Genomic DNA, 12,591 nt, shown 5'->3' on the forward strand with positions numbered 1-12,591 from the left:
TGTACAGATCTAGTTATCACCTGACACCGGCCTCAAACCGGTGTCTTGTTTACGCTACTTTAGAGCGCACTTCCTTCGGTATCAATTTCAGACCCTTCTTGAACATGCTGTAGGGGGTTTGACCCTCCATCATCCTGCCCTGATGTGGCCGCTGGGTGTTGTAGTGCACCAGATAGCTATCCAGGTCTGTCTGCATCTGCTCTACCGACTCATACCAGGTCGTCCTCCCCTTGATGCGGAAGTGTTCATCCAGCAAGGTTCGATGCAGCCGCTCGATAAAGCCGTTGCTCTGCGGCCTGCGCACCTTGGTGGTTCGGTGCTCAATCCCCTCCAGTTGCAGGAACAGCTCGTAGGGATGGTGGTCTGGGCGCCCACAGAACTCGCGCCCGTTGTCCGACAGGATGGTATAGACCCGCGCCTCGTGGGCCTCGAAAAACGGCAGCACCGTTTCATTGAGCACATGAACCGAGGTCACCGGCAGCTTGCTGGTGTAGAGCCGTCCCCAGGCGTGGCGACTGTAGCAGTCCAGCACGGTTTGTAGATACACCTTGCCAACCCCCTTGAGCGCGCCGACGAAGAAGGTGTCGACCGCCACCAGTTCTCCGGTGTAATGAACCTCAATCTGGCGTTCTCGGAACTCGGGACTGAATCGTTCTAACAGGCGAATTTGCTCGTCATTGAGCTCAATGGTCTGCTCACGGTGAGTTTTCTCAAGGCGCAGCAAGCGGTCGTGTTTAGAGAGCAAGTCGTGCCGTTGCCACACGCCACGCACACCGCCCGCACTGACATTGATGCCTTGCAGAGCCAGTTCTTGCGCGACCCGCAGCGGGCCTTGAGTTGGTCTGGTGAGGGAGTAATCGAGGATGGCCTGTTCAATCTCGGGCGCAACCCGATTGGGATGAGCCCCTTTACAGCCCGGCAATTTGTCGAGCAAGCCCTCGGCGCCATAGGTCTGGTAATTACGGCGAATTTCGTAGAACTGCTGGCGGCTGTAGCCAATGAGCTTGCAGGCTTTACTGACGTTATTGAGCTCTTTGGCGAGCTCTAGCAGGCTGAGTTTGCGACGTGCTACTTTCTCGTTGGTGGTCATACGGTGACTCCAGATAACACGGTAGGGGTACCGTTTTGTTATCCGGTTTGAAGCCGTATGACCACTCCCTTTTGTGGGCAACTGTCAGGTGAATACCATCTCCATACACTCTTTTTTATTGAGCGCAACCCTTACGCCTGCGGCGGGGTACTTTCCGCGTTGGACATCACTGCATCCATCTGGATTCGTGCGCCGGCCGGCAGCTCGCGCACAGCGATCACGGGGCGGGCGGGCAGGTAGGCTGGGAAGTATTTGGTATAGATGGCATCCACCTCGGCCTGCTCCACTATGGGCTTTATCAATCTGACGACAACGGCGCCATGGTTAATACCAGCTTGCCGATATGACGGCCTGAATCAAGTAAATGGTGGGCGGCGGCGGCCTCATGCAGCGGGAAGGTCTGGTAAACCTGCGGTTTGACCTCGCCGCGTTCGATAAATGGCCAGACATGAGTTTGCAGCTGGGCAATCAGCTCGGCTTTTTCCTGCGGAGTGCGCGAGCGCAGGGTAGAGCCGATATGGGTCAGTCGCTTTTGCAGCATGGGAAACAGATCCAGATTGGGGGCGGCGCCCGCAATAATGCCGATCTGGACTATGCGACCATTGATGGCGGCCGCCGCATAGTTGCGCGCGACATACTCCCCGCCAATGATATCGAGAATAATGTCGGCGCCATGGCCATCGGTGGCGGCATGCACGGCCTCGACAAAATCTTCCTCCTTGTAGAGCACGGCCACATCCGCGCCCAGCTTGATGCTGGCGGCCTGCTGCTCGGGTGAGCCGACCGTGGTGATGATTTTGGCGGCGCCAAATGCCTTGGCCAGCATGGTGGCTGTCGTGCCGATACCGGAGGCACCGCCATGGATCAAGATAATGTCCCCTTTTTTAAACTGACCCCGTTCAAACATATTTGACCAGACCGTCATAAAGGTTTCCGGCAGCGCCGCGGCTTCGACAAAGCTCAATCCGGGCGGCAGGGGCAGGACATTGCTCTGGTGGGCGACGCTGTACTCGGCATAGCCGCCACCCGAAATCAGCGCGGCGACCTTGTCGCCAACCTTGAGATGGGTCACCAGCTCCCCCTTGGCGACCACGACCCCGGCGACCTCCAGCCCGGGAATATCCGATGCCCCTGCCGGAGGCGGGTAGAGCCCTTTGCGCTGCATCACATCCGGCCCATTGATGCCGGTCGCATAGTGCCGGATCAAGACCTCATCGGGCTTGGGCGCTGGTGTGGCGCGGGTGGTCAGTTGCAAGACATCGGGGCCACCTGGCTGGGTAATCTCTACCGCGCTCATGGTGGCGGGACTGGAATAGGCGTTATGCATCAGCGGCTCCTTGTAACGAGGTGATATGAGGTTCCCCGGATGGGATGAGCACCAAGATAGTGGAGATTGCTGATGAATAAACGCAGTATTATCCCTTATCTGTAATGCAAAAATGCATTTCAACCGGGAGTCGTGATGAACTGGGATGATGCGAAAATTTTTCTGGCGTTGCATCGGGAAGGTAGCCTGAGGGGCGCCGCCCGTGTGGTCGGGGTCGATCAGGCCACCATTGGCAGACGGATTGCCGCACTGGAGCATCGTTTGGCGGCCACGTTGTTTCTCCGTACATCCAAGGGGTATGTGCTGACTCATGTCGGAGAGATAGTGCTGGCCAGCGCCCAGCAGATGGAGCTGGCGGCCATTGATTTTGTGCGGGCGGCGCAAGGGGTCGACAACCGTCTGGTCGGTGAGGTCAGCGTGGCGACCACAGACACCCTGGGGATGGATTTTCTGATACCGGCTCTGACCGAGTTGCATCAGCGTTATCCCGATATCAGGGTCATCCTCAATACCTCGACCCAGGTGGTCAATCTATCTCTGCGGGAAGCGGATATCGCGATCCGGACGGTGAAGCCGGACAATCCCGACCTGATTATTCGCAAGCTGGCCTCCTGGCCGGTCGGGTTGTATGCCTCCACCGACTATCTGGCTCGCCATGGCATTCCCGAAGCGGGCACCGCTTTTGCGGGCCATTCGCTGGTGGTGTATGAGCCCCACTGGCAGAGCGCTCGCTCGCCAATGATGCTCGAAGAGGCGGCCGAGGGGGCCACGGTCGCCGCGGGGGTCAATACCAGCCTGATGCTGCGTCAGGCCCTGCTGATGGGGCTGGGGCTTGGCGAGGTAGCGGTTCCGCTCGCCGAGCAAGCCGGGTTGGTGCGGGTCTGGCCCGAGCGGCAGTTACAGCAATCCTACGATGTGTGGCTGGTGACCCATCAGGATGTGCAGCATGCCGCGCGAGTCAGGGCGGTTATGGATGCCATCGTCAGGGCATTTGCCGCGATGGCCTAAGTCTGGCGGGGATTCTGTTCAGGTTTTGTCGCAGCGTGGTCACACCTCTTGCCATAGTCATAGCGGTTGAGGGAAAACCCTCATTTACTTGGTCTCTGACAGTCAATACTGTGAGACCGAGTCCACCACTACTGGAGCCTGACCCATGACCGATATGCTTGTTGACGATAAACAACCGACCCCGGATCCGGCAGAGCAGAATGCCTTCTTCCCGTCGCCCTACTCCCTGAGCCAGTTCACTTCGCGCAAATCTGACCTTGCCGGGGCTGACTATCCCGCTCCCTATCGGGAGGGGCGCTGGAAGATCCTGCTGATCGGTGCCGATGAGCGTTATCTGCCCACCGACAACGGCACCCTGTTTTCCACCGGTAACCATCCGGTCGAAACCCTGTTGCCCATGTATCACCTCGACAAGGCGGGCTTTGCCTTTGACGTGGCCACCCTTTCCGGCAATCCGGTCAAGTTCGAGTGGTGGGCCATGCCCGGCGAAGATGAAGAGGTGTTGGGGCTCTATGCCAAATATCAGGCGCAGTTCCGCCAACCGGCCAAGCTGGCCGACCTGCTGAAGCAGGCGCTGGCCGCTGACTCGGACTATATCGGCGTCTTTATTCCCGGCGGCCACGGCGCCCTGATGGGGTTGCCGCAGAGTGCCGAGGTGAAAGCGTTGCTGGAGTGGGCGATGGCCAACGATCGCTTCATCATCTCCCTCTGTCACGGGCCTGCTGCGCTGCTGGCGGTGGCCAATCCAGAGACCTTCGCGGGCTACAAGATCTGCGCTTTCCCCGATGAGCTGGATGCCCAGACCCCGGCAATTGGCTATATGCCTGGCCACCTTACCTGGAAGTTTGGCGAGAAGCTCAAAGAGATTGGCTTCGAGATCGTCAACAACGGCATCTCGGGAGAGGTGTGCCGGGATCGCAATCTGCTGACCGGTGACAGCCCGCTGGCTGGTAATAACCTCGGCAAGCTGGCCGCCACCACCTTGCTGGAGGCGGTTGCCAAGCGATGAGGTTGTCGTCATCGCCAGCGAATGCATTGCAGGTCGCGGTGGCGCTGGAAGGGTGCCAGCGGCTGGAGGAGATCCAGCAACTGGTGCGCGCCTTTGCCACCCCGCTGGGGTATCACCGCTTTGCGCTCTTCTCCATCAGTGCCAGCGAGGAGGGGGTGGTCGAGCATCTCTACTGGCTGGAGGGGGAGTGGCTGGAGAGCGGCGAGGCGGTCGACCTGCATGCCTATATGCGCGAGTGCCCGATGGCGATGCATATCAGGGAGCGAGACCAGCCCTTCTTCTGGAGCAAAACGGTTGGCGCTGCTGGCGAGCAGTACCGTATCGTTCGCCATCCTGAGGGGCCGGGCCGACATGGCTTGCAGGTACCCGTCTATGGGCCGTTGGGACTGGAAGGGGCGATGAGCTTTGGCGGCGATCAGATCGATGCCAGTGCCCACACTCGGGTTGGCATTGCGCTGATCGCGGTGGCGGCTTTTCATGCTGCCCGTCGGCTGATGGAGATGCCGGTAGCGGGTCACGAGCGTGGCCTCACTGGGCGCGAGCGCGAAGTGCTGGAGTGGGTCTCCCGGGGTTGGCGCCATGCCGATATCGCCACCACCCTGAAACTCTCGGTGCGCACGGTCGAGAACCATCTGCGCAGTGCCCGCCGTCGACTCGGTGTAGCCACCACGGCAGAGGCGGTCAGAGTGGCGATCAGGAACCGCGATATCGAGGGCTGAGGGGCTACCCCTTTGTCTGGCATGTAAAAAGAGACCGGCATATAGCCGGTCTCTTTTTTATTTCCGCAACCTTTACGCCTGCGGCGGGGTGCTTTCCGCGTTGGACATCACCGCATCCATTTGCACCAGGGCGCCAGCGGGCAGCTTGCTCACGCCAATCACGGTGCGGGCAGGCAGATAACCCGGGAAGTATTTGGTGTAGACGGCGTTGACCGCATCCAGATCCGCGATATTGGCGAGCTGGATATTGACCTTGACGATATCGTCCATTACATGGCCGATGCTCTCCACAATCGCCTTGATATTGCTCAGGCACTGGGCGGTCTGCTCCTTGATGCAGCCAGCCAGGATCTTGCCGGTTGCGGGGTCAATCGGCAGTTGGGCAGAGAGATGGTTGTAGTGGGAGAAGGCGACGGTCTGGGTGTGCAAGGGGCTGCGCGGTGCCTTGTCGGTATTGCGGGCACGGATCACCAGATTGTGACGGTCTTCCACCAGTTGTGGCGGGGTGCCGTCACCGTGGGAGATGACCGCATCCATTTGCACCCGTGCCCCCATGGGCAGGGCGGCGGCACTGACCACAGAGCGGGCGGGCAGATAGGCGACGGCGCGGGCGATGGCGGAGTCGGGGAAGAAGGTGGTGTAGACCTCGTTGACGGCCTCCAGATCGGCCAGATCGGTCAGATAGACGGTGACCTTGACGATATCGTCAAACGGCACGTCGATGCTCTCCAGCACCGCCTTGATATTGCGCAGGCACTGGCCCGCCTGCTCCTTGATGCCACCGGCAACCAGCTGGCCCGAGGCGGCCTCGACCGGCAGCTGGGCGCCGATATTGTTGTAGTGGGAGAAGGCCACGGTATGGGTGGAGAGCGGGTTGTGCGGCGCCTTGTCGCTATTGCGGGCCAGTTTAACCAGCGGGCAAGGATCTTGTGGGAAGGTACCTTCGCCGTTGGAGATGATGGCATCGATCTGCACCAGCGCGCCCAGCGGCAGGGCTGCGACGGCGAGGGTGGTGCGGGTCGGCAGATAGCCCGGGAAGAATTCGCGATAGACGGCGTTGACCGCCTCAAGATCCGCCATCTCTTTCAGGAAGATGGTCGCTTTGACCATATCGTCCATCACATGGCCGATGCTCTCGATGATCGCCTTGAGGTTGCTCAGGCACTGTCTGGCCTGCGCGGTGACATCGCCACTCACCATCTTGCCGGTGGCGGGATCGACCGGCAGCTGGGCCGAGATATTGTTGTAATGAGAAAACGCCACCGTTTGGGTGCAGGGGCCCAGATCCTGGGGTGCATAGGGGGTATTTCTTGCCGACTTGATGATGGTGCCACTCATAGATATGCCTCTTTTTAATATTTGTTGTTTATTCAGGTACAGGTTTACCCCATCTTGTTGTGCGCCATGGCCACTGCGCCAACGGCGGCATCCCCGGTTATTATTTGTGACCCACTCAATTACTGAGAGGAATAAGGGAGGAGAGGACAGGGTAGATATTTCAGACGCTGCGATTCTATGAGTGGCTATCAGGGGTTGCAAACCGCTGATTGCATTTCTATGAGATGGCTCAATGGGTGCAAATTTAAGCATATTGCTATTCAATTCACCCGAAATCGTAGCCAATTCGTGCGCAAATGGTGCCGAACCGGCGGAAAACCTTGTCCTGACTGGGTTTGCTCTCCCCCTCTTCGGGATATTGGCGTGTGAATAAAGGGTTAATATTATGCGCCGATGTGCAAATAATGCATATTATGGTGCATGGATATCTGTTTTCAGCTTTTTTAAGGGGCTATGAAACTTCCCGTGAATATGCATATCCACCTTATTAAAGATACCTCTGGAATATAATTCACGGCTTTTGCATTCCTCTCTGTTAATGATTATTCCGGCATACTCGATGATGCCTTGCTGGCAGCCGGGATCTGTTATTAACGCCATAAAATTCTATGCCATGAATTTGCACGGCGGATCTGCTCCTGCTGCACAGGAGTGGGGAGCTGTGGTTCTCGATGAGAGGTGGCGTTGGATGAAGGGTGGTGGCAATCCTCTTCTCTTCACGCCGGTTGCATCCCCCGATGGGTGGGGTTGCCCCGCGTTGTCGCTTCTTCCACTTTTTTGCGGCTTTGTCTGATCTCCCCCTTATCTGTGGCTGGTTGTGATGATTGGGATGGTTTTCAGGGCTATGAAACAGCTTAGCTGATTTCGCAGCTTTAAAGTTCAACGTATTGTTTTTAAATGAAAATATGTAAAAAAATGGATTTATCGACCGCTTTTTATGGTTTCTTGATGAAACTGTTAATTAGTGGCGTGATTGCGAGTCAGGTCGCTTTTTTTACTCACTATTAATCGTATGATTAATAAGGTAATCAAGGAGCCCTGACGGAGAGCATCGATGCACCGGCAGGCCATTGCCCAGGATTGGCAAACGAGATCGCGTCGCGATCATCATTACCTGACTGTGGAGGATTTATGCTGGGTTTCGTTCTGGGCGATATGTATTGTCAAACATCTGGGCAGCGGTTACCTCCTCGCCTGGGAAAGAGCTTTCCCATTCCTGCCGATTACCGACTGCGCGGCCGGGTATCCGCCGCCATCATGACCATCGAGAGCTTGCTCGATACCCCTTATCCGCAAAAGCAGTTTCGTGATCTGGTCTTTGGCGCCTTTATAGAGCGCCAGCGTCGGCTGTTTGGCGAACATGTGATTGTGGCCCGCATGGAAGGGGAGGAGGGGCTGGAGCTGTCGATTGATCTCTCGTTTGTCAGCACCGCCGTACCTGTGGGCCTGCTGGCTATATCTGAAGAGCTGGCCCTCGCCACGGCGCCGCGTCCCAAGAAGAGCCATCCCCACTACGAGGCGCTGTGCAAGGCGATCGACTGCATGGTGATGCTGATGTTTTATGGCAAGGTGATCCGCCAGCGGAATACGGTGTTGGAAAATATCGGCCATCAGTTTGGTTATCAGCCCGCGGCGACCCTGACGGCGCGTGTTGGCAAGGGTGGGGAGGATGATTACGACGCCTTCATGGTCAATATCATGACCTGTATTGCCCACTCCAACTCGCTCAAGGAGGCGCTGGAGAACGCCAGCCGGATGGGAATTCAGGAGCCCGCTTTCTTCTGCATCGTCGGTGCGATTGCCAGCACCCTGTGGGGCGTGCCCAGACTGTGGGCGTATCAGGCTTCACAGCTGATCCATCGCTCCCATCACCACTACATCCAGAATCTGCTTCGCTGTGAAACCCGTGCCGGGCGGCGGCATATCAATCTGGAGCCGCCAAAGCCCCCGCTGTTTGCACCGATCCGGCAACAGGTTGTGCGTCTGTTCAAGGGGGCACACTGATCCGCAGCCCCCTTGTCATCACTCAGGCAGGATAAAGTGCCCCCAGCACAGCCGGACGGCTGGCACCGGTGACGGCGGGCAGGTTGCCCGGCTTGCGGTGAACAAAGCACATGGCCAGCCAGGCAAAGGCGGCGCCTTCCACCCAGTCGGGGGCAAGGCCCAGCTCGGCGGTGCTGGCGATGCGCCATGCAGGCAGCAGGCTGGCCAGCTCCTTCAGCAAGGGGGCGTTATGGGCACCGCCGCCGCAGACAAACAGCTCGGCTTTCGGCTGGCTGGCACCGACTGATTCGGGTCGTGCGGGCAGTTGGCGGGCGATGCTGTGGCAGGTGAGCGCCAGCAGAGTGCGCTGCACATCCACGGGGGCGTATGAAGTGCCTGCCAGCTCCCCATCGAGCCAATCGAGGGTAAACATCTCCCGTCCGGTGCTCTTGGGGGCGGGGGCTGCGAAATAGGGGTGAGCCAGCAGTTTCTCCAGCAGGGCCGGGATGGGCTTGCCACTGGCGGCCCATTTGCCACCGGCGTCATAGCTGCCGCCGTGGGGCTGATGGCGGCGATACCAGCCATCGAGCAGGGTGTTGGCCGGGCCGGTATCAAAACCATATACCCCGCCCGGATTGCCCGGCAGCACCGAGATATTGGCGATGCCGCCGAGGTTCAGTACCACTCGCAGGGCGCCGGGTTTGGCAAACAGCGCCTGATGGAAGGCGGGCACCAGCGGCGCCCCCTGACCACCGAGGGCCATATCCATGGTGCGAAAATCGGCGATAACGTCGATGCCGGTCAGGGCGGCCAGCAGGGCGGCATTGCCGATCTGCAGGGTAAAGCCAAGCTGGGGGCGATGGCGGATAGTCTGGCCGTGGCTGCCGATGGCGCGAATATCTTTGGGCTCAAGCTTCGCCTTGGCCAGCAGCGCGTGGGTGGCGGCGGCAAACTCTCGCGCCACCAGATTATCGGCCACCCCCATGCGGTCGATTTCGTTGTCGCTCGGGGTGCAGCAGAGGGTATGCAGCGTGCGGGCGGTCTCTTGCGGCCAGGGGTGACAAAGCGCCGCTTCGACCCGCAGTTCATCCCCGGCGATCATCACCAGCACGGCATCAATGCCGTCCATGCTGGTTCCCGACATCAGACCGATATAGCGTTCAGCCATGTGTCTCCTTACATTGCTGCTTGAAAATGCGGTGTGCAGAGAGGGTGAAGAGGGGAACGGCTTTCATCCCATGCCACATGGCGTGATCTTTGACATCAGACCGATATAACGCTCAACCATGTTGCATCCTCAATGCGGACCGGAAAAAGAGTGAGAGAGACAGGATAGATAAGCCCTTGCTTCCGTGCCACATGCCGCTCCCGGTGATCCATCTCATCTTATGTCCGAAAGCGGACTCATTTCAATCTGACTGCCTAGTGCGGGTTCAATAAAAGGGGCTGGCAGGGCCTTCACCCTGCCAGCCCTGATGGCTTAGTTGCCGCGACTATCCCGCTTGTTCTGGGCCAGCTGCAGCTCGGGGTTGTCGAGCTTGGCCAGTTGCGGCATCGCCAGCTTTTTGAAGTTGGCCAGCTCGCGTCCACTCAGGGTCTCTGCCTGCGGCAGGGTGAGGGTGCGCGGGTTCTTGTGAATGCCGCCCACCACGAATTCGTAGTGCAGGTGCGGGCCGGTGACGCGACCGGTGCCACCCAGAGTGCCGATAGTCTGCCCCTGCTTCACCCGCTGCCCCTTGTTGACGGTGCGCTTGGAGAGGTGCAGGTACTTGGTCACATAGTTGCCGGCATGTTTGATAAAGACGTAGTTGCCGTTGAACTGGTTGTAACCGGCGGCCACCACGCTGCCTGAGCCCGCCGCCATGATGGGGGTTCCCACCGGCGCCACATAGTCGATGCCGTTATGGGGGCGGATCTTGCCGGTCACCGGATGGAGGCGGCGCGGGTTGAAGTTGGAGCTGATGTATTTGAAGTTGACCGGCGCGCGCAGGAAGCTCTTGCGCATCGCCTTCCCTTCCGGGGTGTAGTAGTTGCCATCTTCATTGAGCACGGCGCGGTAGGCGGTGCCCTGGTTGACGAACTCCGCCGCCAGAATATCGCCGGAGGCGACCCGCTCGTCGTCGCGGAACTTGTCTTCATAGACCACCCGGAAGCTGTCTCCCGGTTGCAAGTCCTGGGCAAAGTCGATGTCCCAGCCGAAGATGGCGGCCAAGTCCATGATCTGATCTTCGGTCATCCCCGCATCCACCGCGGCGCCCCAGAAGCTGGAGCGGATCTCGCCCTTGCTCACCTGTTCGCGGGTGTCGAGGGCGATCTTGACGTTGCGGGCGACAAAGGTCTCCTCCTTGCGGCTCACCTTGAGCGCCTGCTCCAGACTGTGGGGGTAATAGAGGCTGTGCAACTGGCCATCTTCGGTCAGCTTGAAGGTGAGCTCCTGCCCCGGTTGCAGCATCCGCAGGGGATCGCTGCCCTCGAGCTGGTCGATCAGGTGCAGATCCGTGGTGCTCAGGCCAATGCGCTGGAAGATGACTCCCATGTTGTCGCCACGGCGTACCTTCACCTGCTTGGTGATGTAGCGCGGTTTGGGCGGGGTAACGGGCTGGGCGGCCTCGGCTGGCAGATCGTCGTTTAGCGCGTTGTCGTTAGCCGGTTCCCGCAGGGCAATCTCGTTGCCGTTTTCATCGACCCGTGTTGCCACCGCCTGTTCGCTTGGCCAGGCAGCCAGCATCATGATCATGATGCTCAAGATCAGCACCATCTTGCGGTGCCAGTGGGGGAGTGCGTTGAAGGCGTGCCAAATAACCATGAGAAGCAGATGAAGTCGGGCAGAATGGACGGATTTTACAGCCTTTCCAATTGGCCCGCCATTCCAGTAATATGTTTGGCCCTGTGGAATCGTGATGGAGAGTCAAAAAATGTCCCAGCTCGAGGTGGCGCTAGCCGAGATCAAGCGCGGAGCGGAAGAAATTCTGGTTGAAGAAGAACTTGTCGCCAAGTTGAAGGAAGGGCGCCCGCTGCGCATCAAGTTGGGCATGGACCCGACCGCCCCCGACATTCACCTGGGTCATACCGTGATCCTCAACAAGCTGAAGACCTTCCAGGATCTGGGCCATGAAGTGATCCTGCTGATCGGTGACTTCACTGCTATGGTGGGTGACCCCTCCGGCAAGAACGCTACCCGTCCGCCGCTCTCCGAAGAGGCTATCAAGCATAACGCCCTCACCTATGCCGAGCAGGCGTTCAAGATCCTCGACCCCGCCAAGACCCGCATCGAGTACAACTCGACCTGGCTGAGCGAGCTGGGTGCGACCGGCATGATCAAGCTGGCGGCCAAGCAGACCGTGGCCCGCATGATGGAGCGTGACGACTTCAAAAAGCGCTACACCGGCGGCCAATCCATCGCGATTCACGAATTCCTCTATCCGCTGCTGCAAGGCTATGACTCGGTCGCGCTGAAGGCGGACGTCGAGCTGGGTGGTACCGACCAGAAGTTCAACCTGCTGATGGGCCGCGAGCTGCAAAAAGATGCCGGCATGGCGACCCAGTGCGTGCTGATGATGCCGCTGCTGGTGGGTCTGGATGGCGTCAAGAAGATGTCCAAGTCCGCAGGCAACTACATCGGCGTCCACGACGCTCCGGGCGAGATGTTCGGCAAGATCATGTCCATCACCGACGATCTGATGTGGAACTACTACGAGCTGCTCTCCTTCCGTCCGCTGGCCGAAATCGAAGAGTTCAAGGCAGGCATCGCTGCCGGTACTCTCAACCCGCGCGACGTGAAGATCTGGCTGGCCAAAGAGATCATCGCCCGTTATCACGACGAAGCGGCGGCCGAAGCGGCCCACGAAGATTTCACCCAGCGTTTCTCCAAGAACGCCATTCCGGACGAGATGCCGGAAATCGAGCTGGCACTGGAAGGCGAAGGTCTGGCCATCGCCAACCTGCTCAAAGAGGCGGATCTGGTAGCCACCACCTCCGAAGCGCTGCGGATGATCAAGCAGGGCGCGGTCAAGGTTGATGGCGAGAAGCTGGAAGATGGCAAGGCACTCATTGGTGCCGGTACCGCCGTCTATCAGGTCGGCAAGCGCAAGTTTGCCCGCGTGACTGTCAAATAAGC

General features: G+C 58.9%; 10 protein-coding genes and 1 pseudogene. 5 read left to right on the forward strand and 6 right to left on the reverse strand.

All coding sequences use genetic code 11. The annotated features are described in order from the left end of the window. Positions 1-49 precede the first annotated feature (49 nt). The 3 genes and pseudogenes from AB5Z05_RS07715 to AB5Z05_RS07725 form a co-directional block, all read right to left on the reverse strand. Entirely contained in the window at positions 50-1,090 is a 1,041-nt protein-coding gene (locus AB5Z05_RS07715; protein WP_279460456.1) for an IS481-like element ISAs19 family transposase, read from the reverse strand. 131 nt (positions 1,091-1,221) lie between these two features. Further along, a pseudogene (locus AB5Z05_RS07720) lies at positions 1,222-1,389 on the reverse strand (reactive intermediate/imine deaminase); the annotation flags it as partial. Continuing rightward, a complete protein-coding gene (locus tag AB5Z05_RS07725) occupies positions 1,389-2,417 on the reverse strand; it encodes an NAD(P)H-quinone oxidoreductase (protein WP_201910437.1) in 1,029 nt (342 codons plus the stop codon). The gene AB5Z05_RS07725 and the pseudogene AB5Z05_RS07720, both read right to left, overlap by 1 nt. A 135-nt stretch (positions 2,418-2,552) precedes the next feature. On the opposite strand from AB5Z05_RS07725, the gene AB5Z05_RS07730 reads away from it, so the two are divergent. From AB5Z05_RS07730 to AB5Z05_RS07740, 3 genes are all read left to right on the forward strand, one after another. Then, on the forward strand, positions 2,553-3,425 hold the full coding sequence (locus AB5Z05_RS07730; RefSeq protein WP_201910439.1) for a LysR family transcriptional regulator: 873 nt from the start codon (positions 2,553-2,555) through the stop codon (positions 3,423-3,425). A 145-nt stretch (positions 3,426-3,570) separates the two neighbouring features. After that, complete coding sequence (gene hchA, locus AB5Z05_RS07735; RefSeq protein ID WP_201910441.1) at positions 3,571-4,434, forward strand: glyoxalase III HchA; 864 nt, start codon at positions 3,571-3,573, stop codon at positions 4,432-4,434. Then, positions 4,431-5,153 (forward strand): PA1136 family autoinducer-binding transcriptional regulator, encoded by a 723-nt coding sequence (locus AB5Z05_RS07740; protein WP_368150887.1) that lies wholly within the window; start codon positions 4,431-4,433, stop codon positions 5,151-5,153. Before hchA ends, AB5Z05_RS07740 begins: the two co-directional genes overlap by 4 nt. Positions 5,154-5,225: 72 nt before the next feature. On the opposite strand, the gene AB5Z05_RS07745 is transcribed toward AB5Z05_RS07740, so the two are convergent. Then, positions 5,226-6,491, reverse strand: a complete 1,266-nt coding sequence (locus tag AB5Z05_RS07745) for a RidA family protein (protein ID WP_368150890.1) — start codon at positions 6,489-6,491, stop codon at positions 5,226-5,228. Between the two features lie 1,131 nt (positions 6,492-7,622). On the opposite strand from AB5Z05_RS07745, the gene AB5Z05_RS07750 reads away from it, so the two are divergent. Continuing rightward, the gene (locus tag AB5Z05_RS07750; RefSeq protein WP_019445246.1) at positions 7,623-8,495 is read left to right on the forward strand and encodes a hypothetical protein; all 873 of its coding nucleotides are present in this window, start codon (positions 7,623-7,625) and stop codon (positions 8,493-8,495) included. A 22-nt stretch (positions 8,496-8,517) separates the two neighbouring features. Here the strand turns inward: AB5Z05_RS07750 and AB5Z05_RS07755 are convergent, their stop codons facing one another. Continuing rightward, positions 8,518-9,642, reverse strand: a complete 1,125-nt coding sequence (locus AB5Z05_RS07755; RefSeq protein WP_368150892.1) for an anhydro-N-acetylmuramic acid kinase — start codon at positions 9,640-9,642, stop codon at positions 8,518-8,520. A gap of 312 nt (positions 9,643-9,954) precedes the next feature. After that, a complete protein-coding gene (locus AB5Z05_RS07760) occupies positions 9,955-11,280 on the reverse strand; it encodes a peptidoglycan DD-metalloendopeptidase family protein (RefSeq protein WP_103251486.1) in 1,326 nt (441 codons plus the stop codon). 109 nt (positions 11,281-11,389) lie between these two features. On the opposite strand from AB5Z05_RS07760, the gene tyrS reads away from it, so the two are divergent. Continuing rightward, entirely contained in the window at positions 11,390-12,589 is a 1,200-nt protein-coding gene (gene tyrS / locus AB5Z05_RS07765) for a tyrosine--tRNA ligase (protein ID WP_005347884.1), read from the forward strand. Positions 12,590-12,591: the final 2 nt, after the last annotated feature.

The organism is Aeromonas sp. R2-4 (genome assembly GCF_040908365.1).
In the GTDB taxonomy this organism is placed as follows: domain Bacteria; phylum Pseudomonadota; class Gammaproteobacteria; order Enterobacterales; family Aeromonadaceae; genus Aeromonas; species Aeromonas veronii.

Coding starts and splice junctions, on each gene's coding strand:
- AB5Z05_RS07750 (WP_019445246.1), top strand. CDS start 7,623: ATGCTGGGTTTCGTTCTGGGCGATATGTATTGTCAAACATCTGGGCAG.
- tyrS (WP_005347884.1), top strand. CDS start 11,390: ATGTCCCAGCTCGAGGTGGCGCTAGCCGAGATCAAGCGCGGAGCGGAA.
- AB5Z05_RS07745 (WP_368150890.1), bottom strand. CDS start 6,491: ATGAGTGGCACCATCATCAAGTCGGCAAGAAATACCCCCTATGCACCC.
- AB5Z05_RS07715 (WP_279460456.1), bottom strand. CDS start 1,090: ATGACCACCAACGAGAAAGTAGCACGTCGCAAACTCAGCCTGCTAGAG.
- AB5Z05_RS07725 (WP_201910437.1), bottom strand. CDS start 2,417: ATGCATAACGCCTATTCCAGTCCCGCCACCATGAGCGCGGTAGAGATT.
- AB5Z05_RS07755 (WP_368150892.1), bottom strand. CDS start 9,642: ATGGCTGAACGCTATATCGGTCTGATGTCGGGAACCAGCATGGACGGC.
- AB5Z05_RS07760 (WP_103251486.1), bottom strand. CDS start 11,280: ATGGTTATTTGGCACGCCTTCAACGCACTCCCCCACTGGCACCGCAAG.
- AB5Z05_RS07740 (WP_368150887.1), top strand. CDS start 4,431: ATGAGGTTGTCGTCATCGCCAGCGAATGCATTGCAGGTCGCGGTGGCG.
- hchA (WP_201910441.1), top strand. CDS start 3,571: ATGACCGATATGCTTGTTGACGATAAACAACCGACCCCGGATCCGGCA.
- AB5Z05_RS07730 (WP_201910439.1), top strand. CDS start 2,553: ATGAACTGGGATGATGCGAAAATTTTTCTGGCGTTGCATCGGGAAGGT.